Origin of the sequence: Microbacterium meiriae, from assembly GCF_040702565.1 — a bacterium.
In the GTDB taxonomy this organism is placed as follows: Bacteria; Actinomycetota; Actinomycetes; order Actinomycetales; family Microbacteriaceae; genus Microbacterium; species Microbacterium meiriae.
This window is the reverse complement of record NZ_JBFBLJ010000003.1, coordinates 112443-130914: the sequence shown is the minus strand read 5'-3', so window position 1 is coordinate 130914 and position 18472 is coordinate 112443. Positions and strand designations below refer to the sequence as shown.

Genomic DNA, 18472 nt, shown 5'->3' with positions numbered 1-18472 from the left:
CTACCCTGGAGCCATGATCCGAGAGTTCGCCGCCGGCGTCCGCACCCTGTTCCGCGGGTTCGGCGTGTGGCGCACCCGTCCGGGGCTGATGGCGCTCGGGCTCGTCCCCGCGATCATCGCGCTCGTCCTCCTCGCCGCCGTCCTCGTGCCGCTGATCCTGTCGATGCCCTCGCTGGCATCCTGGCTCACCCCGTTCGCCGACGGCTGGGTGGAGCCCTGGCGCGGCGTCCTGCGGACCGCGGTCGGCCTCGTCGTCGTCGCCGCCGCACTCGCTCTGGCCAGCTCCGTGTTCAGCGCTCTCACCCTCACGATCGGCGACCCGTTCTACCAGCGCATCTGGCACGCCGTCGAGAAGGACCTCGGCGACCCGCCTCCTGCGGATGGCGGCAGCTTCTGGACGACCGTCGGCGAGGGCCTCCGGCTCGTCGTGCTCGGCATCCTGATCGCGCTCCTCGTGCTCCTCATCGGCCTGGTGCCCGGCGTCGGCGGTGTCCTCGGAGCGGTCTCCGGTGTCGTCCTCACGGGCCGCCTGCTGGCGCGGGAGCTGACCGGTCGCGCCTTCGACGCCCGTGACCTCAGCCCCGCCGCCCGCGCCGCGCTGTTCTCCGGCAGTCGCGCCCGCGTGCTCGGCTTCGGCGTCGCGACCCAGCTGTGCTTCCTGATCCCCGGGGGTGCCGTCGCCGTGATGCCGGCCGCGGTCGCGGGGAGCACGATGCTGGCGCGAGACATGCAGGCCCGCACTCCACTCGCCGCCGCCCAGTCGACGGCGAGGGCGGCCGTGCCGCACGACCGCACACCCGGGATCGCCTGATGCCCGAGGGCGATACCGTCTTCCGTACCGCACGCCGCCTGGACGAGGCCCTCGCGGGCGGGGAGGTCACGCACTTCGACCTCCGCGTTCCGCGCTTCGCGACCCTCGATCTGACCGGCCAGCGGGTGCAGGGCGCCGTCCCCCGCGGGAAGCACCTGCTGCTGCGGATCGGCGAGAGCACGCTGCATTCGCATCTGCGCATGGACGGTGCGTGGTTCGTGTACCGGCCCGGTGAGAAGTGGCGGCATCCCGCGTTCAAGGTGCGGGCGATCGTCGGCACGGCCGAACGCGAGGCCGTGGGCGTGGACATCGCCGAAGTCGAGGTCGTCCCCACCCGCGACGAGGACGACCTCGTCGGCTACCTCGGCCCCGACCCGCTCGCGGCCGACTGGGACCCGATCGAGGCCGCACGGCGGCTCGGCACCGACACCCGGGCCATCCACGTCGCCCTGCTCGATCAGCGCAACGTCGCGGGGTTCGGCAACGAGTACGCGGCAGAACTCCTGTTCCTCCGGGGAATCCTGCCGACCACGCCGACTCCCGAGGTCGACGTGGCCGCCCTCCTCGACCTGGGCGTGCGGACCATCCGCGCGAACCGCGACCGCCGCAACCGCACCTTCACCGGCATCGACCGCCCGGGACAGTCCACGTGGGTCTACGGACGCGCCGGACGCCCCTGCCGACGCTGCGGAACGCTCATCCGTCGCGGGGAGCTGGGGGCGGATCCGACCCGTGAGCGGATCACGTTCTGGTGCCCTCGGTGCCAGCGCTGAGCGGTATCCATCCGCGGGAATGAATCTCCCCCTCTCGTGGTTGTTGATATATCCGGAGAACTCCGGAGCACGGGAGGAATCGTGGGCAAGAACTACGTCGACATCGAGAACGACCACGGAGCGACGCTGCGGTACCGCAAGCACGCCAACGGTCGCGGTCTCGTCGCGCATGGCGCCAAGGTGCATCCGAAGGCGCACATCGAGGCGGGGGCCTACATCGAACCGGGAGCACGCGTCGGAGCGGGGGCCATCGTCGCCCGCGGTGCGTGGGTGGACGAGGACGCCGTGATCGGCGAGGGCGCGTACATCGACGCCCACGCGCACGTCGGCCAGGGCGCGGCGGTCGGCGACCACGCGCACGTCGGGGTCCGCACCGACATCGGGGCCGGGGCCCGCATCGTGCGGGGCGCCCGCATCGGCGACGACGAAACGGTCGCGGCGGGGCTCACCGTCGCCACCGATCAGAAGGGTCTCTGGCTGGCGGCCTGACCGCTCTCAGAGCAGGCGCCGCTCCGACGCCCACGCGGTGAGCTCGTGGCGGGAGGAGAGCTGCAGCTTGCGCAGCACCGACGACACGTGCGTCTCGACGGTCTTGATCGAGATGAAGAGGGCCGCGGCGACCTCCTTGTACGCGTAGCCGCGGGCGATCAACCGCATCACCTCCTGCTCGCGCGAGGAGAGGCGGTCGAGTTCGTCCGTCGCGGTGGCGGTCTCGCCGGCGACGGCGCCGAACGCGTCGAGCACGAAACCGGCGAGCCGCGGCGAGAACACCGCATCCCCCTCGGCGACGGCGTGCACGGCGGCGCTCACCTCGCCGCCTGACGAGCCCTTCGTGATGTAGCCGCGCGCCCCGGCCCGGATGACCCGCACGACATCGGCCGCGGCATCGGAGACGCTGAGGGCCAGGAAGCGCGTGGTCGTCGGTCCCGTCCCTCGGATCACGGCTTCCCCGCCGGTCGCGTCGTCGCCCTCCCCGCCCGGAAGGTGCACATCGAGGAGCACCACGTCGGGCGCCGTCTCCGCGATCACGGCGATCGCCGTGGGCACGTCTGCGGCCTCCCCCACGACCTCCACGCTCGTATCGAGGTCAGCCCGCAGGCCCGAACGGAAGATGGAGTGGTCGTCGACGATCACGACGCGGAGACGGTCAGCCACGGGGCTCCTGTCGGCCGGCGCCCCGCTCCGGGGACGAGACGGTGGGCAGGCGCAGATGCACCTCGGTACCGGCGTCGTCGCTGCGCACCGAACCCGTGCCACCCGCGCGACGCAGGCGCCCGATGATCGACTCCCGCACACCGAGGCGATCGCCGGGCACGTCGGCGAGCCGGAACCCGGGACCGCGATCCCGGATGAACACGTCGACCCCGTCGATGCGCCCCTCGATGTACACCGAGATCTCGCCGCCGGCGTGCCGCGCGGCGTTCAGCATCGCCTCGCGCGCCGCGGCGGCCAGCTCGCCGCTCGCCCGCTCCGCCGACAGCCCGGCCGAGACCACATCGATCCGGACCGGGTGGTCGATCTCCAGCGCCGCTGCGTAGTCGCGCAGGTCGGTCGGCAGGTCGCTGTCCGCCGGGGCGTCCCCGTCGTAGAGCCACGCGCGCAGCTCCCGCTCCTGCGCCCGGGCCAGCCGTGCCGCCTCGCTCGATGCCCCGGCCCGATTCTGGATGAGGGCGAGCGTCTGCAGCACCGAGTCGTGCAGGTGGGCGGCCATCACGCTGCGCTGCTCCTCCCGGATGCGGCGCACGCGCTCTCCGGCCAGCTCCCGCCAGCGCGGGATGAGGGCCGAAGCCACCACCGCGACCAGCCCGGTCAGCGGGAGCAGCACGAGGACGACGCCCGAGCGGGCGATCGGCCACGAGAGGAGCAGGAGGACCACGAGGCCGAGGATGAGCACCGCGAGGATGCGGACGGTGGTGGTGTGCCGGGGGCCGCGCGCCGTGTCGGTGCGATCGATGAGCGTCGCCCACAGCCCGGAGGCGGTCGCGCACAGCGTGGTCCCGCCGACCACCACGGCCGCCGTCCCCGGAGGGATCGAGCCGTTCAGCCAGTCGCTGCCCCCGCGCCACACCACGACAACGAGGGCGCCGACGGCCGCGGGGACCAGCAGGAGCCAGGCGACCGGGAGGCGACGCGTCGGCGCCGTCGTCCCCTCCGTCCACGGCATGAAGGTCCAGCACCAGGCGTACAAGAGCACGCCCGCACCCCCGCAGAGCGTCAGGGCGACGAACAGCGCCCGCACAAGGCCCACGTGCACTCCGAGGTGCCGCGCGAGCCCGGCGCTCACTCCGGTCACGAGAGCGTCGCGGTCGCGGGTCAGCGCCGGACGCACGGTCGCCGGCGCGGGGCCGGGGAGCGTGGAGACGGCGAAGGGCATACCGTCATCCAATCATCCTGTCCCCCGCTCGGGGTCCTCCCCGGCGCGGAATCAGGGTGCGCTCAGGGGATCCCCCCATGGCACCGCGGCGCCGGCGACCGCGAGGATCGACACATGACGATTCCGACCGCTCCGCCTCCGCCCGCCGACCACGACGCGCCGGCACCGGATGCCCCCCGGCGACCGCGCGGCGCCGATCGGTTCCTGCTGTGGGTCGCCGGCCTCGGCGTCGTCCGCACCGACGGGTGGCTCGGCGGCGTGGCCGCGGGCATCGCGATCCGGCTGCGCATCGATCCGCTGATCGTGCGCGGAATCCTCGTCGTCGCCGCCCTCTTCGGTCTTCCGGCCCTGTTCCTTTATGCGCTCGCCTGGGCCGTACTACCCGACGTCGACGGCCGCGTGCATCTGCGTGATCTGCTGCAGCGCCGGTACGACCCCGTGCAACTCGGCATCCTCGCCCTCGCCGTGATCGGCCTCTTCCCGACGGCCCCGCTCACCGGGCGCCTGTTCGGCCTCGGCTACGACGGCTGGTCGGCACTGTCGACGTTCACCTGGGTGGTCGGGCTCGTGCTCGCCGCCGCCTTGCTCTTCCTCATCGTGCGTGCCGCGCGCCGCACTCCGGGCGCTTCCGCGCCGGATCTGCCGGGGGCTTCCGCAGATCCGGCGGACCCGGCCGCGTCCGCCCCCCTCGCGGGTTCGGGTCCCGCCACGGGGGCGGACGCCACTCCTTCCCCGGCGGCGGACGCGCCTCCCCCGCTTCCGCTCGCCGACGCCGTCGGGCACGACGTCATCGCCATCCCCGCGCCTCCGGCCCCCCTGCCACCCGGCACGCAGGACCCCGCCGCGCTGGAAGCCTGGCGCGCCCAGCACGCCGCCTGGAAGGAGCAGGATCAGGCGTGGCGCCGTCAGCAGCAGGATGCGGAGCGCGCCGCACGCGACCAGCTCCGCCGGGAGCGTCAGGCCGAAGCCGCCGTGTTCGCCGCCGAGGCCGCGGAGCGCCGACGCCTTCGCCGCGCATCGAACCCGCGAGCCGGCTTCCCGTTCGTCATGACCGCCCTCGGCCTCGCCATCGTCGTCGGCGCCGGGGTGGGACTCGCCGTCGGAGAACCCGTCGGTGGGGCGCTGGGGCTGTTGTCCGGCGCACTGGTCCTGGCCCTGGCGATGATCACGGCCGGAGCCCTCCGTCGCCGCAGCGGCGCCCTGGCCTTCCTCACCGTGCTGACGCTGGCCGCGGGTCTCCTCACCGGCTTCCTGTCCACGATGCCCGGTCTCACGCTCGGGTACGCCTCGCTCACGAACAACCAGGAGGCGCACGTCCGTCAGCCGTTCGGCGATCTGTACCTGCAGCTCCACCCGCACGACGGCGGCCCCCGCCCCATCGAGATCGAGAAGGGATCGGGGCGGACCGAGATCTTCGTCGACGCCGGCGTGCAGCTGCAGCTCCGCGGCACTGTCGGCGACGCCGTGGAGGTGAGCTGGCTCCGCGTCGATCCGGACGATCCGATGGTCATGGACACCGGCGTCATCTCGACCCGGCCACGGGGCGAGGAGAACGTCCTCACCGCGAACATCTCCGCCGAGGAGGGCAGCCCCTCCACGATCCAGCCCGTGACCATCGACCAGTCGAGCGGCGTCATCGTCGTGACCCTGCAGGAGCCCGAGGAGGGCCAGGAATGAGCACCGAGACCATCACCGCACCACGGGTGCGCTGGGCATCCATCATCTGGGGCACGACCTTCGCCGCGATCGCCGCGGGGGCGCTGTGGTTCCTCGCCGACGCGGATCGCCGCGCCGCGCTGGCCGACGGCGTGGGGACGATGACTCCCGCCACCCTGCTCACGATCGTGCTCCTCACCGCGGGAGCACTGTTCCTCGTGGGCGGTGTCGCCGGGCTGGTCCGCCGGACTCAGCGGAACTCCCCCGCCGAGGACTCGGAGGACCCCGAGTAGCCTGGATCCCATGGCGCACCAGGGACGACGACCCGCGAAAGGCTCCGGCAAGGGCTCACCCGCCCACCGGGGCCGTGCCGCGGGCGGCGGCTCACGCCAGGGGAAGCCGGCTCCGCGCCGCTCACCCCGCGCCGAGAAGGTCGTGTTCGACGCTCCGACCGCCACACCCGAGGAGCCGCGGACGTTCCGCCTCGGCGCCGTGCCCGGAGCGACGCCGGGCAAGTGGATCGACACGTGGAAGCGGCGCCTGCCCCACGTGGCCCTCGAGCTCGTCGCGATCGAGGTCCCCGGACAGCGAGAGGCGCTCGACGATCTCGACGCCGCCCTCGTGCGCCTCCCGCTGGACGACGACGCCCTGCACGTCATCCCGCTGTACGACGAGGTCCCCGTCGTCGTGGCCTCGACCGATTCGCACCTGCTCGCGGCGGACGAGCTGACGACCGCCGACCTCGACGGCGAGGTGCTGCACTCCCTGTCCGACGACGTGCTCGGGCCGGTCGAGGTGCCGGGCACCATCCCTGCACGCGTCGGACCCCTGTCGACCGCCGACGCGATCGCCACGGCGGCGACGGGTGTCGGCATCGTCCTCGTCCCGATGTCACTGGCCCGACTGCACCACCGGAAGGACGCCGACTATCGGGTCCTCGCCGACGGCCCGGTCTCGACCGTGGCCCTCGCCTGGCCGCGCGACCGGACCACACCCGACGTCGAGACGTTCGTCGGGATCGTCCGAGGACGCACCGCGAACTCGTCCCGCTAAGCCGTCGGGCCGGGACGCTCCCCCTCGTTAGAATCGCCTGATGGCCTCGCTTCTCTACGTCTGCGTGCGCCCCGAGACCGGGGCGGCGGATGCCGAGCACGCCTCGTTCCGGCGGGCCCTCGGGGTCGACGTGGTCGATCGTCTCGACCTGCTCCACGAGCCGCTGACCGCGGCCCACCTGGATCGATACCGCGGCGTCGTCATCGGCGGTTCGCCGTTCAACGTCACGGACGTCGAGAAGACCCCGGTGCAGCGGCGCGTGGAGGCCGATCTGGAGACGCTCGCCCGCGCCGCACGGGAACAGCGGATCGCCGCCTTCTTCACGTGCTTCAGCATCGGGGTGCTCACCCGCCTCCTCGGCGGCGAGGTCGTGACGACCATGCCGGAGGCGGCGAGCGCGACCGTCATCGACACGACGCCGGAGGGCGCCGTCGATCCCGTGTTCGGCCCGTCCGGTCCGGCACTCACCGTCTTCACCGCGCACAAGGAGAGCGCCGCCACGACTCCGCCGGGGGCGGTGCTGCTCGCCACCAACGCGGTCTGCCCCGTGCAGGCCTACCGGGTGGGGACGCACCTGTACGCCGCGCAGTTCCATCCCGAGCCGACGCCGCGCGACTTCGCCGACCGCATGACGTTCTACCGCACGACGGGGTACTTCGATCCGGCCCAGTTCGACGCGGTGCAGCAGGAGGTCCTCGCGGCCTCGGTCACCGAGGGTGCCGCCCTGCTCCGCCGCTTCGCCGAGCTGTTCGGCTGAGCGATACCCGGCGCGTAGAGGTGGCGTCGACGGCAGAATGCAGGGATGAAGTCTGTATGGATCGTGTTCGACGACGAGGATGACGCTGGCATCTACGGCGTCTTCGACAACCGCGAAGACGCGGATGCCTATGCCGATGAGGTCAGTCACATGTCCTCGAATGGTATGAAGATTGCGGATTTTCCGGTGCCATGGCGCCTGACGGACAGGGCCACTCGCATAGAGATCTGACACCTCCGAAGAGCGGATACACAGGCCGATGTGTGCCCTTGTACGGTGATGGTGCCCTAGTGAGGCGGGTGGAAGGAAAGGTAGCTATCGATGGGTGAGTCGATTGTTGCGCGATCTGGTTCGAGGCCGCAGCCCGAATGTGCCTCAGCGCTCTTCGCGTCTCTGGAGGGCCCTACCGATGAAAGATCCCTGGATCCAAACGGTCGTACATGATGCGGGCGTACAAGAAGAACCGTTCGAACTGGGTGCGTCGTAACGCTCCGCCGATCAACTAGATGGGAAAGGCACCGCTGGCCCGGCCCGCGGTGCTTTTCTCATTCTTTGTTGGGCGTCTCAGGTCGGGGCATCACCGCGGAGCAGCGGGATGCGCTCGCGCAGGTAGGCGTCCAGCGGCATGAAACCGCCCGCCTGACTCCAGCGCACCGACGGCACGCCGTCGATGAGCGCGAGCGGACCGGAGGAGCCTCCGGCATCCACCGCGTCGACGTCGATCACGCTCCAGCCGACGTGCACGACATCCCCCTCGTGGAAGCCGCCCCGGAGGGCGAGGGCCCGGCGCTCGGCCCGTGCGCGCGCCGACTCGGCGGTGTATCCCCGCCGTCCGGGGTCGGCGGCTCGCAGTACCTCCGCCGTCGCCAGGGCATGCGTGTCGGTGAGCAGGATCACGCCCAGGTGCCATGCCTCGCCCACGCGGACGATCCGCCGCCCGCGCCAGCGCGAGTCCTTCTCCTCGCCGAGGCCCTCGCGGGGTGCGCCGGCGAGCTCCTGCACGGCCTGGGTCAGCAGGGCGGAGGCGGTGGTCACAGCTCCCCCAGCGTGGTCTGGTCGGCGAGGCGCGGGCCGGCGACCTGCGCACGATCGCCCCGCAGCGTCATCCCGATCAGCGGGTACAGAAGCACCGACAGCATGCCCGCCCCGACCAGCGCGGCCGCGGTCCCGGAGTCGAGCATGTCCTGATCCACGCCGATCGCTGTGACCGCGACGATGATCGGCAGCCCGGTGGCTGCGAGCAGGCCGAGCGCGGCGCGGTCGCGTCCGCTCGCGCCCGCCGGGGCGGACAGCTGGGCGGCCGATCCGCGGATCACCAGGAGCGCCAGCAGGAACACCGGCACCAGGGACATCGCCGAGGGAGACGTCAGCAGCGCCTGCAGGTCGAAGGTCACCCCCGTGTAGAGGAAGAACACCGGGACGAGGAAGCCGAACGCCAGACCCTCGATCTTGCTCTCGACCTCCGCCGCATCCTTCTCGGGCGCCCGCGCCATGATGATGCGCCAGATGGCCCCCGCGACGAAGGCGCCGAGGAGCATGTCCAGGTCGAGCATCACGCTGAGGCCGACGAGGGCCGCGATGAGGAGGATCACGAAGCGCACCCCGAACTGGTCGGAGGTGTGGAGGGTCGCGCGCACGATGCCGTGCAGGCGCCCGTGCGGCACCCGGTGCGCGACGAGGACGGCGAGTCCCGCCAGCACGACGAAGGTCAGCAGCACCGCCGTCGCCAGGGGCGTCGTCCGGGTGCTCAGGAAGATCGAGATCGCGATCAGCGGCAGGAACTCCCCCACGGCGCCGATCGTGCTGATGGCACGGCCGAACGGGGTGTCCAGCTCCTTCGCATCGCGCAGGATCGGCATCAGCGTGCCGAGGGCGGTCGAGCTCAACGCGATCCCGATGACGACCATGCCCTCGCCCGGGGCGAAGAAGAATCCGAGCCCGATGCCCAGCAGCACGCTGAGCAGCCAGCCCAGCGACGACCGGGCGAGGGGCTTCCCGGCCACTTGGCGGAAGTCGATCTCCGAGCCGGCGACGAAGAACAGCACCGCCAGGCCGAAGTCGCTGAGCTTCTCCAGAAGGGGGCCCGGTTCGACCCACCCGAGCACGGCGGGGCCGACGAGGATCCCGAGGACGAGCTCGAACACGACGATCGGCACCCGGACGAGCGGGCGGACGCCGCGAGCCAGAAGCGGTGCGGCCACCGCCAGCAGCGGGATCAGCACCAGTCCGACGTCGCTCGCATCCACGGTCTCAGGGTAGCGACGCCGTGGGCGATTCGCTCCCCACCCGCGCGGCACGGCAGAATCGATGCACACCCCGAGGAGCAGCCATGACCCAGCCCGATACCGCCCGCCTGCTGATCGCCTGCGACGACCAGCCCGGCATCGTCGCCGCGGTCGCCGGCGTGCTCGCCCAGCACGGGGCCAACATCATCTCGCTCGACCAGCACTCGACCGACTCCGAGGGCGGGCGGTTCTTCCAGCGCACCGTCATCCACCTCGACGGGCTGGCCGCTGCGCGCCCCGCGCTGGAGGCCGACATCGCGACGGTCGCCGAGCGCTTCGGCATGGAGTGGTCGCTGCACGACGTCGCCCGCCGCAAGCGCGTGGCGATCTTCGTGTCGAAGTACGACCACTGCCTGATGGAGCTGCTGTGGCGCACGCAGCGGGGTCAGCTCGACATCGACATCACCATGGTCGTCTCGAACCACCCCGACCTCGCCGAGGCCGTCCGCTCCTTCGGAGTGCCGTTCGTGCACATCCCGTCGACGGACAAGCAGGCGATGGAGGAGCGTCAGCTCGACCTGCTCCGCGGCAACGTCGACCTCGTCGTGCTCGCCCGGTACATGCAGATCCTCAGCGACGACTTCATCACGCGCCTCGAAGCCCCCGTCATCAACATCCACCACTCGTTCCTGCCCGCGTTCATCGGCGCGAACCCCTACGCCAGGGCGAAGGAGCGCGGCGTGAAGCTGATCGGGGCCACGGCGCACTACGCCACGGCCGACCTCGACGAGGGGCCGATCATCGAGCAGGACGTCACGCGGGTCACGCACTCCGAGTCCGCGGCCGAGCTGCAGAGCCGGGGCGCCGACGTCGAGCGTCTGGTGCTGGCCCGGGCCGTGCAGTGGCACGCCGAGGACCGGGTGATCGTGCACGGCCGCTCGACCGTCATCCTGTAGCGCGCCGCCGCTCAGCGGTCGGCGTTCTTCATCGGCCGGGGACTCCGGCTGCCAGCTCCGCGAAGACCTCGGCAGCGGCGGTCCCGCGCGCGAGCGGGGCGGCCTGCCCCATCCACAGCGACTGCAGCTCGCCGAGATTCTGCTCCCCTGCCGCCGTGCGGAAGCGTCCGGTGAGCCAGTTCTGCATCGGGAACGGGGCGATCGTGCCGCTCGCCTCGATCGCCCGCACCGCGCGGTTGCGGGCTCCGCGGGCGAGGCGTCCGCTCATCGCCCTGGTCAGCACGGTCTCGTCGGCGGCGGTGGTCCGGATGGCGTCGCGGTGCGCGGCCGTCGCGGCGGACTCGGCGGTCGCGAGGAACGCTGTCCCCACCTGCACGCCGGAGGCGCCGAGGGCGAAGGCCGCAGCGACCCCGCGGCGGTCCGCGATCCCGCCGGCGGCGATGACGGGCACGTCGACGGCATCCACGACCTGCGGCACGAGCGCGACGGTGCCCACGAGCGACTCGGCCGCGGGGCGGAGGAACGACACCCGGTGCCCGGCCGCCTCGGCTCCCGAGGCGACGACCGCATCGACTCCGGCCTCGGCGAGCGCGACGGCTTCCGCGACCGTGGTGGCGGTGCCCACGACGCGGATGCCGCGGTCGCGGGCTTCGGCGACGAGAGCGGCGGACGGCACCCCGAACACCACGCTCAGCACGGCCGGGGCGACCTCCCACACCGCGTCGAGCTGCTCGTCGAGCTCGGGGACGTAGTGCTCGGGCCGGGCCGGCACCGGAACCCCGACGGCCTCGTAGAACGGCTCCAGCGCCTGGGCGAAGACCGCGTGCTGCGGGTTCGGCGCGACCTCATCCCCCAGGGGCAGCCAGATGTTCAGGGCGAACGGACGGTCGGTGGCGCGGTGCAGTTCGGCTCCGACAGCGCGGATCCGGTCGCCGTCGTACCCGTACAGCCCGTACGACCCCAGCCCGCCGGCCGCGCTCACCGCCGCCGTCAGCGCCACCGACGAGCTCCCCCCGAACGGTCCCAGCACGATCGGATTCTCCACTCCCAGAAGTTCTTCTGTCGCCATACCCCGACGGTACGCCTTCGAATCGCCTGAATGGCTCCATCGGCGGCCCGGATACAGCGATTCAGGCGATTCGAACGGGGTAAGCTCGCGGCATGAGCGAGTGGTTCGGGCAGATGCTCGGCTTCGTCGCGGCCGCGATCGGCCTTGTGACGATGCCGGATGCCGCCGCGCTCGGGCTCGCGATCGCGCTGCTCGCCGTCACCGTCCTCACGCTCGCGCTCGTGCTGAGCGTGCGCCACCAGGCCTCCGCCGATGCCCCGCACCCGCTGCGGGCGATCGATGTCGGAACGCTCCTCCCGCAGAGCGATCCGGATGCCGCCGGGCACCCTCGTCCGCGAGCGCCGGGAGTCGCGACCGCCGCGTAGTCCGTCCGACCGGGACCGCGCGGCCTTCGCCGACCCTTCCCGACCTCATCGAACGGACCTTCCCGTGGACATCTTCGCCTTCCCTCCCCTCGCCGCGCTCCTGGACGCCGCCTATGGTGCCTTGAACGGCCTCTCCACCCTTCTCGAACCCCTCGCCGGCCCCTCCGCAGCCGCCCTCGCCGTGGTCCTGGTGACCCTCCTCGTGCGCGCCCTCCTCATCCCTGTCGGCATCTCCCAGGCCCGAGCCGAGCAGACCAGAGCCCGCCTCGCCCCGAAACTGCGCGCGCTGCAGCAGCGCCACCGGAAGAACCCGGAGCGCCTGCAGCAGGAGATGATGGCGCTCTACCGGGCCGAGAACACCTCGCCCTTCGCAGGGATGCTGCCCGTGCTGGCGCAGGCACCCGTCGTCGGGCTGTTGTACACCCTGTTCCTGCGACCGGAGATCGCCGGACACCCGAACGAGTTGCTCACCCACGACCTCTTCGGCGCCCCGCTCGGCACGAGCCTGGTGTCGGCGCTGTTCGGCGGCACAGCGACCCCGGCGACGTTCGCGGTCTTCGGCGTGCTGCTGGCCATGATGATCGCCGTCGCCGAGGTCACCCGGCGGGTGTTCCGGCCGGTCCCCGTCGAAGGCGACGACTCCCCGCTCAGCTCCCCCGGCATGCTGCGGATGATGTCGGCGCTGCACTACCTCACCGCGGTGTTCGCGGCCTTCGTCCCCCTGGCCGCCGCGCTCTATCTCACGGTCACGGTGGTGTGGACCCTCGTGCAGCGGGTGATCCTGCGCCGCCGCTACCCGCTGCCGCAGCCGGCCGTCGTCCGCGCGTGAGAGCCGCTCGGCCGGAGGGGTCAGTCCGGAAGCGGGATCGGAGCGGTGAACGGTCCCGCGGCACCGTCGCCCCTCCGGTCGCGGCGCACGCCGAGAGTGGTCCCGACGCTCGCCGCGATCACGAGCGCCACCGCGAGCAGCCGCAGCGGCGTGGCGTCCTGTCCGAGGATGAGCCACCCGGCGAGCGTCGCGAACGCCGGCTCGAGGCTCAGCAGCACCCCGAACACCCGCTGCGGGAGCCGACGGAGCGCCGCGAGCTCGAAGCTGTACGGGATGACGGACGAGAGCACCGCGGTGACCGCCGCGAGCAGGAGGAGCTGCGGGTCCAGCGCCACGGTCGCCGCCGCGGGCACACCCACGGGGATGAGGAGCACGGCCGCGACGACGAGCCCCATCGCGAGCCCGCTGCTGCCGGGGATGAGGGCGCCGACGCGCGCGCTCATCCGGATGTACATGACCCAAAATCCGGCCGCGATGAGGATGAAGACCACGCCGAGCGGGTCGAGGGGCTCGGCTCCGACGAGGCCGTCCACGCCGAGCAGCGCCATGCCGAGCAGGGCCACACCCACCCACACCGCATCCCGGAGACGACGGGTCAGCACGGCGGCGAGCACGAGCGGCCCGAGGAACTCGATCGCCACGGCCGGCCCCAGGGGGATGCGGTCGATGGCCGCGTAGAAGAAGCCGTTCATCGCCGCGAGCGACACCCCGAACAGCACCGCGGCGAGCCACTGCGACCGGGTCCAGGCGCGGGGCCGCGGTCGCACGATGACGACCAGCAGCAGCGCGGCGATCGCGACGCGGAGCGATGTCACGCCCCACGGCCCGAGGACGGGGAAGAGCTGCGCGGCGACGGCGGCGCCGAACGGCAGGGAGAGGCAGGATCCGATGACGAGGGCGACGCCCACGAGGGGTCCGGATGTCGCGGGTCTCTGCACCAGACAAGCTTAGGCGGCGGGGTCCTGCCTCCCCGCCGCCTGCGCCCTCCTCACGCGGATCAGAGCGGCTTGCCGCCCGTCACCGCGAGGACTGCTCCGGACACGTACGACGACTCCGCCGAGGCGAGGTACACGTAGGCTCCGGCGAGTTCCGCGGGCTGGCCGGCGCGCCCCAGCGGCGTGTCCTGCCCGAACGTCTCCAGGCGCTCCGGCCCCCATCCGGTCGCGGGGATCAGCGGCGTCCAGATCGGACCGGGCGCGACGGCGTTGACGCGCACGCCGCGCGGCCCTGCCTCCTCTGCGAGCGCCTTGACGAACGCGACCTGTGCTGCCTTCGTCATGGCGTAGTCGATGAGACCCGGTGACGGCTGCGCCGACTGCACCGACGAGGTCACGATGATGCTGGATCCGGGCTCGAGGTCAGGGAAGGCGGCACGTGCCGAGAAGACGAGACCGGCGAGGTTCGTGTCGAACACGCGACGCATCTTCTCGGTGTCGAGGTTCTCGAAGCCGTCGATGTCGTGCTGGTAGGCCGCGTTGAGGACGAGCACGTCGAGTCCGCCGAGTTCGCGGCGCGCGCGGTGCACGGCGTCGGTCGCGAAGGCCTCCTCGCGGACGTCGCCGGGGATGCTGACGCCGGTGCGACCGGCCTCGCGGACGAGCGCGAGCGTCTCCTCCGCATCCTCCTGCTCCTCGGGCATGTGCACGATGGCCACGTCTGCGCCCTCGCGGGCGAAGGCGATCGCGACGGCACGCCCGATCCCCGAGTCGCCGCCGGTGATGAGGGCACGCCGCCCCTCGAGCCGCCCGTGGCCGACGTAGGACTGCTCGCCGTGGTCGGGCTCCGGGGTGGTCTTCTCGGTGAGGCCCGGCTGGTCCTGGCTCTGCGCCGGGAACCCGTCCTCGTGGTGCGCGTGTCGGGGGTCGGTGAGGCCGCCGTCGCGGGTGGTGTCGGTCATTTCCGCTCCTCCTGTCATGGGGCTGACGATCAGGTCGTGATCGAGCCTCGCGGCTTCGGAGGGCGGACGGCAGGGGGTTGACAGCCCCGGGCGGTCTCCGGGAAACCGGCCTCAGCCGGCGGAGGGGGCGTCGCCGTGCGGGGGCTCGGCGTTCTCGGCGGGCTCGGGAACGAGGTAGAGCCCGGTGGGAGCGTTGGCGGTGAAGGCGAGCGCCTCGATCCAGGCCCGGTTGACGGCGGGCTGCCGACTGCCGAAGTACTTGAAGACGAGCGAGCTGCCCGGCTGGATCCAGACGGTGGTCCGGCCGCCGCCCACGCTGGCGTCCTCACGCCAGCTGAACGGGAACGGCTCGCCGCGGCGCAGCTTGGCCGTGATCACGAGCTGCAGGTGCGTGAGCGCCCGATCCTCGATCTCGGTCTTCACGCTGCCTTCGTAGATGAACTTGCCCATCGGGTGATGCTCCTCGGTCGGGTGGTCCTCAGCCCGGCGGACACTGCCGGGATCGGCCTATGGGTAGAGGGTAAGCCCTCGGACGGGGCGCGCGGCAAATCGGCCTCGGAGGGCGACGCAGGCGTCGAAGTCAAGGCCCTGCGCACGATCCGCGCGGGGGTTAGCCTCGAATAATCGACACCCGAGGAGGGCACCGCCATGACTGACCGCCACATCGACGACCGTCCCGAGGAGGGCTACACGCCCGGCACCACCCACGCCGAGCGCGGCGCGGGCAACCCGCGACTGCGCGTGCGGCGCGACGACGAGCGCACGGAGTTCGCGCTCGACATGGAGGAGGTGCGCATCGGTTCCGCCGCAGGGAACGAGCTGCGCCTCGCCGACACCGAGCCCGTGCACGCGACGGTCGTGCACGACGACCGTGACGAGTACGTGGTGACCCTGCACGCCGACGGCGAGATGAACTCCAACCCCGACGCGGACGCCACCCACCCCGGCGAGCGCACCGAGACGCTGCGCACCGGATCCCGCTTCACGGTGGGCCCGTGGGAGCTGGTGTTCGCCCGCGAGGAGTTCGCCGACCACGGCCGGCCCTTCGGCGGACGCCTCGGTGGCGAGTTCTCCGACCAGCCGCTGCAGGAGGCGCGTCCGGGCTACGACGCCGACGACGAGCGGCTCTCGCAGGCCGACGTCAACGACGAGCTCTCTCAGTCGGACTCCAAGGCCGACTGATGGTGCGGGGTGCCGACGGGTTTGGACTCCGCTGACCCCCGCTGCCGGAGGTAGATCGCGAACGCGACCATCGTCCCGACCGCGAGGAACTCGGACTGCCAGTTCTGCAGCGTGCGGTCCCAGAAGTCCGAGCTGGTCACGTAGTCGGCCCAGGTGATCGCGGCGACGCCGTGCATCGCGTTCTCCTCGTTCATGACGACCGTGCCGGCGAGCGACTGCGCGAACCAGGACAGCACGAACACCGCCCCCATCACGATCAGCAGCGAGTTGCCGAACACGGCTGCTCGCCATCCGCCCGCCCGGGCCCACCGCGGCGAATCCGGGCGGGCGTGCGGGCCGACGAGCTGATCCGCATCGCTGCCCGGCCCCTCATCACCGGGCTTCTTCGACTCCGGCGACCCCTTCTGCACGAACCAGATCGTCGCAGCGATGAAGAGGAAGAACTGCAGGAACTCCGACTGCCAGTTCTCGGCGACGTCGACGGCGAAGTCGGACGACCAGAGGAAGTCCCCGAAGCCGATCGCCCCCTGCCCGTGGTCGAGGAGCTCCTCGTTGTTGCGGAGGTAGCCCGCGAGCGCCTGGCCCCCGAGCGCGAGCGCGAACAGCGCGAGGAAGAAGAGGCTGAGGGCGTGGTCCTTGATCCGCGAGCGCATCGTCATCGCCCTCCCAGCGGCAGGCCGATCATCACGGCGAGCCCGACGCCGATGATCCCCGCCCAGATCCAGAAGACCGCCCGCATTCCCGCGGTGTCACGCGCATCCTCCGCCATGTCCGCCTCCTTCGTCGGTGTGACCACGGTCCGACGATGGCGCGCAGGATGAGTGCCCTCCAGGGGCTTGACGCGGACACGGTTGTCAATCCCCTCCATCAGGGCTCCGCGGCACCCGTAGCCTGGCGGAACCGATGAGAGGAGCGCCCGATGACCGCACCGAACGAGACCCCCGACCTCGAACGCCTCGGCGAGCTCGCCCGCAGCCGAGGCCTGCGCGTGAGCGTGGCCGAGTCGCTCACGTCCGGACGCCTCGCGAACACGATCGGCGCCGGCGAGGGGGCCTCCGGCTGGTTCGCCGGCGGCATCGTCGCGTACTTCACGGAGGTGAAGGAGCGGGTGCTGGGGCTGACCCCGGGGACCGACCCCACCTCCGCGGCCTGCGCCGAGCAGCTCGCCACGGGAGCGCGGGAGCTCTTCGACGCCGACATCTGCGTCTCCACCACCGGCGTGGGCGGGCCGGGTCCGGAGGGCGGTCACCCCGCGGGCACGGTCTACCTGGGCTGGGCGACCGCCGACGACGCGGGGCACCGGAGGCTGGCGCTGACCGGCGATCCGGACGAGATCCTGTCGGCGAGCGTCGACGCCGCGGTGCGACTGCTCGCCTTCCACGCCGAGGGGCTGCACCCCGCAGGACCGCGGCGCTCCGGCTCGGACTGAGAGCTCAGCGCCCCGGCACGAGGCCGACCCGCAGCGGGGCTCCCGGCGCTGTCGCCTCGGTGAGGGCGGCGTCGATGTCGAGGAGCGATCGCACCGCCCCCACGGCCTCGCCGAACGGATACGCGCGCCCGCGCCCCGCGAGGAACGACGCCGCTGCCGCGAGATCGTCGGCACCGTAGTTGTGCACCCCCGCGACCGTGATGAGTCGGCGGACGAGATCCTCCGCGTCCAGCGGAACCGGGGCTGCGGGGAACACGCTGCCGACGAGGACCACCGTCCCGCCGACGGCGACGCCCGCGAGGGCCTCCCCGACGGCATGCCCTGAGGCCTCGATGACGACGTCGGGGTCGCGGTCGAGCGCGGTGGCCCCGAACCGGGAGGCGAAGGCGCGCCGGTCGTCGTCCGGATCGCGCACCTCGACGACGGCACCGTGCTCGGCAGCGATCGCGGCGGCACTGATCCCCACGAGACCCGCGCCGTGGATGCGCACCGCGGCGCCGTCGAGGTCGATGTCACGGGCGGCACGCGCCACTGCGGCCCACGCGGTCGCTGTCGCGCAGGCGGCAGGCGCCAGCACCGCAGCGGGCAGCGCCTCCGGCACGCGCACGATCGCGGTGCCCGCCCGCAGCTGCACGTGGCTGGCGAACGCCCCGGTCAGGTCGCCGTGGGCGCCGACGCGGTCATGGCCGTACTTGCCCAGGTCACGGCACTTCTGCGTGAGGCCGCGCCGACAACGGTCGCAGGTGCCGCATGACACCGTCACCGACCAGACCACACGGTCGCCGATCCGCAGCGGCGTGCCGTCCACCGCCTCCGCACCGTCATCGCCCATCGCGATGACGCGACCGACGCTCTCGTGCCCGAGGACGAGCGGCGCCGGCGCGGACCGGCGCCCCTGCACGGTGTGCACGTCCGACCCGCAGATCGTGGACATCTCCACGGCGACGAGCACGTCCTGATCGCCGAGCGCGACCCCCGGGACCGCGATCGTCTCGTGCGGGTGCCCTTCGCCGACCCAGACCATCGCGGTGGCCGCGGGGCGCAGCGCGACGTCCCTCCGGTGTCCGGGCGGGCGGATCAGCAGAGTTCCCATGAC

General features: G+C 72.2%; 23 protein-coding genes. 13 read left to right on the top strand and 10 right to left on the bottom strand.

Translation table 11 applies throughout. The features are described from left to right. The first annotated feature begins 13 nt into the window (after window positions 1–13). The 3 genes from AB0310_RS14270 (at window position 14) to AB0310_RS14260 (ending at window position 2073) form a co-directional block, all read left to right on the top strand. Window positions 14–811: an EI24 domain-containing protein gene (locus AB0310_RS14270; RefSeq protein WP_366237506.1), complete on the top strand. Its 798-nt coding sequence runs from the start codon at window positions 14–16 to the stop codon at window positions 809–811. Further along, window positions 811–1584 carry a DNA-formamidopyrimidine glycosylase family protein gene (locus AB0310_RS14265; RefSeq protein WP_366237505.1) on the top strand — a complete coding sequence of 258 codons (774 nt, stop codon included), beginning with the start codon at window positions 811–813 and terminating at the stop codon, window positions 1582–1584. Before AB0310_RS14270 ends, AB0310_RS14265 begins: the two co-directional genes overlap by 1 nt. A gap of 81 nt (window positions 1585–1665) precedes the next feature. Next, on the top strand, window positions 1666–2073 hold the full coding sequence (locus AB0310_RS14260) for a DapH/DapD/GlmU-related protein (RefSeq protein ID WP_025102471.1): 408 nt from the start codon (window positions 1666–1668) through the stop codon (window positions 2071–2073). Between the two features lie 6 nt (window positions 2074–2079). Here the strand turns inward: AB0310_RS14260 and AB0310_RS14255 are convergent, their stop codons facing one another. Further along, window positions 2080–2739, bottom strand: coding sequence for a LuxR C-terminal-related transcriptional regulator (locus AB0310_RS14255; RefSeq protein WP_366237504.1), 660 nt, complete (start codon window positions 2737–2739; stop codon window positions 2080–2082). Further along, window positions 2732–3958, bottom strand: coding sequence for an ATP-binding protein (locus AB0310_RS14250; protein ID WP_366237503.1), 1227 nt, complete (start codon window positions 3956–3958; stop codon window positions 2732–2734). Before AB0310_RS14250 ends, AB0310_RS14255 begins: the two co-directional genes overlap by 8 nt. A 114-nt stretch (window positions 3959–4072) precedes the next feature. On the opposite strand from AB0310_RS14250, the gene AB0310_RS14245 reads away from it, so the two are divergent. The 5 genes from AB0310_RS14245 to AB0310_RS14225 are packed head-to-tail and all read left to right on the top strand — an operon-like array spanning window position 4073 to window position 7655. Further along, entirely contained in the window at window positions 4073–5635 is a 1563-nt protein-coding gene (locus tag AB0310_RS14245; protein WP_366237502.1) for a PspC domain-containing protein, read from the top strand. Further along, complete coding sequence (locus tag AB0310_RS14240) at window positions 5632–5907, top strand: hypothetical protein (protein WP_280564945.1); 276 nt, start codon at window positions 5632–5634, stop codon at window positions 5905–5907. Before AB0310_RS14245 ends, AB0310_RS14240 begins: the two co-directional genes overlap by 4 nt. Before the next feature lie 10 nt (window positions 5908–5917). Then, window positions 5918–6667 carry a substrate-binding domain-containing protein gene (locus tag AB0310_RS14235; protein ID WP_280564947.1) on the top strand — a complete coding sequence of 250 codons (750 nt, stop codon included), beginning with the start codon at window positions 5918–5920 and terminating at the stop codon, window positions 6665–6667. Between the two features lie 40 nt (window positions 6668–6707). Beyond that, the gene (locus AB0310_RS14230; protein WP_280564949.1) at window positions 6708–7424 is read left to right on the top strand and encodes a glutamine amidotransferase-related protein; all 717 of its coding nucleotides are present in this window, start codon (window positions 6708–6710) and stop codon (window positions 7422–7424) included. A 45-nt stretch (window positions 7425–7469) separates the two neighbouring features. Further along, a complete protein-coding gene (locus AB0310_RS14225) occupies window positions 7470–7655 on the top strand; it encodes a hypothetical protein (RefSeq protein WP_280564951.1) in 186 nt (61 codons plus the stop codon). Window positions 7656–7988: 333 nt separating this feature from the next. Here the strand turns inward: AB0310_RS14225 and AB0310_RS14220 are convergent, their stop codons facing one another. Both AB0310_RS14220 and AB0310_RS14215 read right to left on the bottom strand, forming a co-directional pair. Further along, on the bottom strand, window positions 7989–8459 hold the full coding sequence (locus AB0310_RS14220) for a glutaminase (protein ID WP_280564953.1): 471 nt from the start codon (window positions 8457–8459) through the stop codon (window positions 7989–7991). Continuing rightward, window positions 8456–9670, bottom strand: a complete 1215-nt coding sequence (locus AB0310_RS14215; RefSeq protein WP_366237501.1) for a cation:proton antiporter — start codon at window positions 9668–9670, stop codon at window positions 8456–8458. The genes AB0310_RS14220 and AB0310_RS14215 overlap by 4 nt, the downstream gene beginning before the upstream one ends. Window positions 9671–9753: 83 nt before the next feature. On the opposite strand from AB0310_RS14215, the gene purU reads away from it, so the two are divergent. After that, window positions 9754–10605 (top strand): formyltetrahydrofolate deformylase, encoded by an 852-nt coding sequence (gene purU, locus AB0310_RS14210; RefSeq protein ID WP_062632982.1) that lies wholly within the window; start codon window positions 9754–9756, stop codon window positions 10603–10605. A 28-nt stretch (window positions 10606–10633) separates the two neighbouring features. On the opposite strand, the gene AB0310_RS14205 is transcribed toward purU, so the two are convergent. Next, window positions 10634–11674 carry an NAD(P)H-dependent flavin oxidoreductase gene (locus tag AB0310_RS14205; protein WP_366237500.1) on the bottom strand — a complete coding sequence of 347 codons (1041 nt, stop codon included), beginning with the start codon at window positions 11672–11674 and terminating at the stop codon, window positions 10634–10636. Between the two features lie 92 nt (window positions 11675–11766). Here AB0310_RS14205 and AB0310_RS14200 point away from each other — a divergent pair, with 92 nt between their 5' ends. Further along, window positions 11767–12039 (top strand): DUF6412 domain-containing protein, encoded by a 273-nt coding sequence (locus AB0310_RS14200; protein WP_085606466.1) that lies wholly within the window; start codon window positions 11767–11769, stop codon window positions 12037–12039. 64 nt (window positions 12040–12103) lie between these two features. Continuing rightward, window positions 12104–12868 carry a YidC/Oxa1 family membrane protein insertase gene (locus tag AB0310_RS14195; protein WP_366237499.1) on the top strand — a complete coding sequence of 255 codons (765 nt, stop codon included), beginning with the start codon at window positions 12104–12106 and terminating at the stop codon, window positions 12866–12868. A 20-nt stretch (window positions 12869–12888) separates the two neighbouring features. Here the strand turns inward: AB0310_RS14195 and AB0310_RS14190 are convergent, their stop codons facing one another. The 3 genes from AB0310_RS14190 to AB0310_RS14180 all read right to left on the bottom strand — a co-directional run bounded on the left by AB0310_RS14190 (window position 12889) and on the right by AB0310_RS14180 (window position 15215). Next, window positions 12889–13806 (bottom strand): EamA family transporter, encoded by a 918-nt coding sequence (locus AB0310_RS14190; RefSeq protein WP_187662328.1) that lies wholly within the window; start codon window positions 13804–13806, stop codon window positions 12889–12891. A gap of 59 nt (window positions 13807–13865) precedes the next feature. After that, window positions 13866–14765: an SDR family oxidoreductase gene (locus AB0310_RS14185; protein WP_259954306.1), complete on the bottom strand. Its 900-nt coding sequence runs from the start codon at window positions 14763–14765 to the stop codon at window positions 13866–13868. Window positions 14766–14876: 111 nt separating this feature from the next. After that, the gene (locus AB0310_RS14180; RefSeq protein ID WP_187662330.1) at window positions 14877–15215 is read right to left on the bottom strand and encodes a DUF7882 family protein; all 339 of its coding nucleotides are present in this window, start codon (window positions 15213–15215) and stop codon (window positions 14877–14879) included. A gap of 198 nt (window positions 15216–15413) precedes the next feature. On the opposite strand from AB0310_RS14180, the gene AB0310_RS14175 reads away from it, so the two are divergent. Then, window positions 15414–15947: an FHA domain-containing protein gene (locus AB0310_RS14175; protein ID WP_187662331.1), complete on the top strand. Its 534-nt coding sequence runs from the start codon at window positions 15414–15416 to the stop codon at window positions 15945–15947. Here the strand turns inward: AB0310_RS14175 and AB0310_RS14170 are convergent. Then, window positions 15923–16600, bottom strand: a complete 678-nt coding sequence (locus tag AB0310_RS14170) for a DUF6766 family protein (protein WP_268776882.1) — start codon at window positions 16598–16600, stop codon at window positions 15923–15925. The two genes, AB0310_RS14175 and AB0310_RS14170, sit on opposite strands and share 25 nt — an antisense overlap. A gap of 266 nt (window positions 16601–16866) precedes the next feature. On the opposite strand from AB0310_RS14170, the gene AB0310_RS14165 reads away from it, so the two are divergent. Continuing rightward, the gene (locus AB0310_RS14165; RefSeq protein ID WP_187662332.1) at window positions 16867–17376 is read left to right on the top strand and encodes a CinA family protein; all 510 of its coding nucleotides are present in this window, start codon (window positions 16867–16869) and stop codon (window positions 17374–17376) included. A gap of 4 nt (window positions 17377–17380) precedes the next feature. Here the strand turns inward: AB0310_RS14165 and AB0310_RS14160 are convergent, their stop codons facing one another. Next, entirely contained in the window at window positions 17381–18469 is a 1089-nt protein-coding gene (locus tag AB0310_RS14160; RefSeq protein ID WP_187662333.1) for an alcohol dehydrogenase catalytic domain-containing protein, read from the bottom strand. Window positions 18470–18472 lie beyond the last annotated feature (3 nt).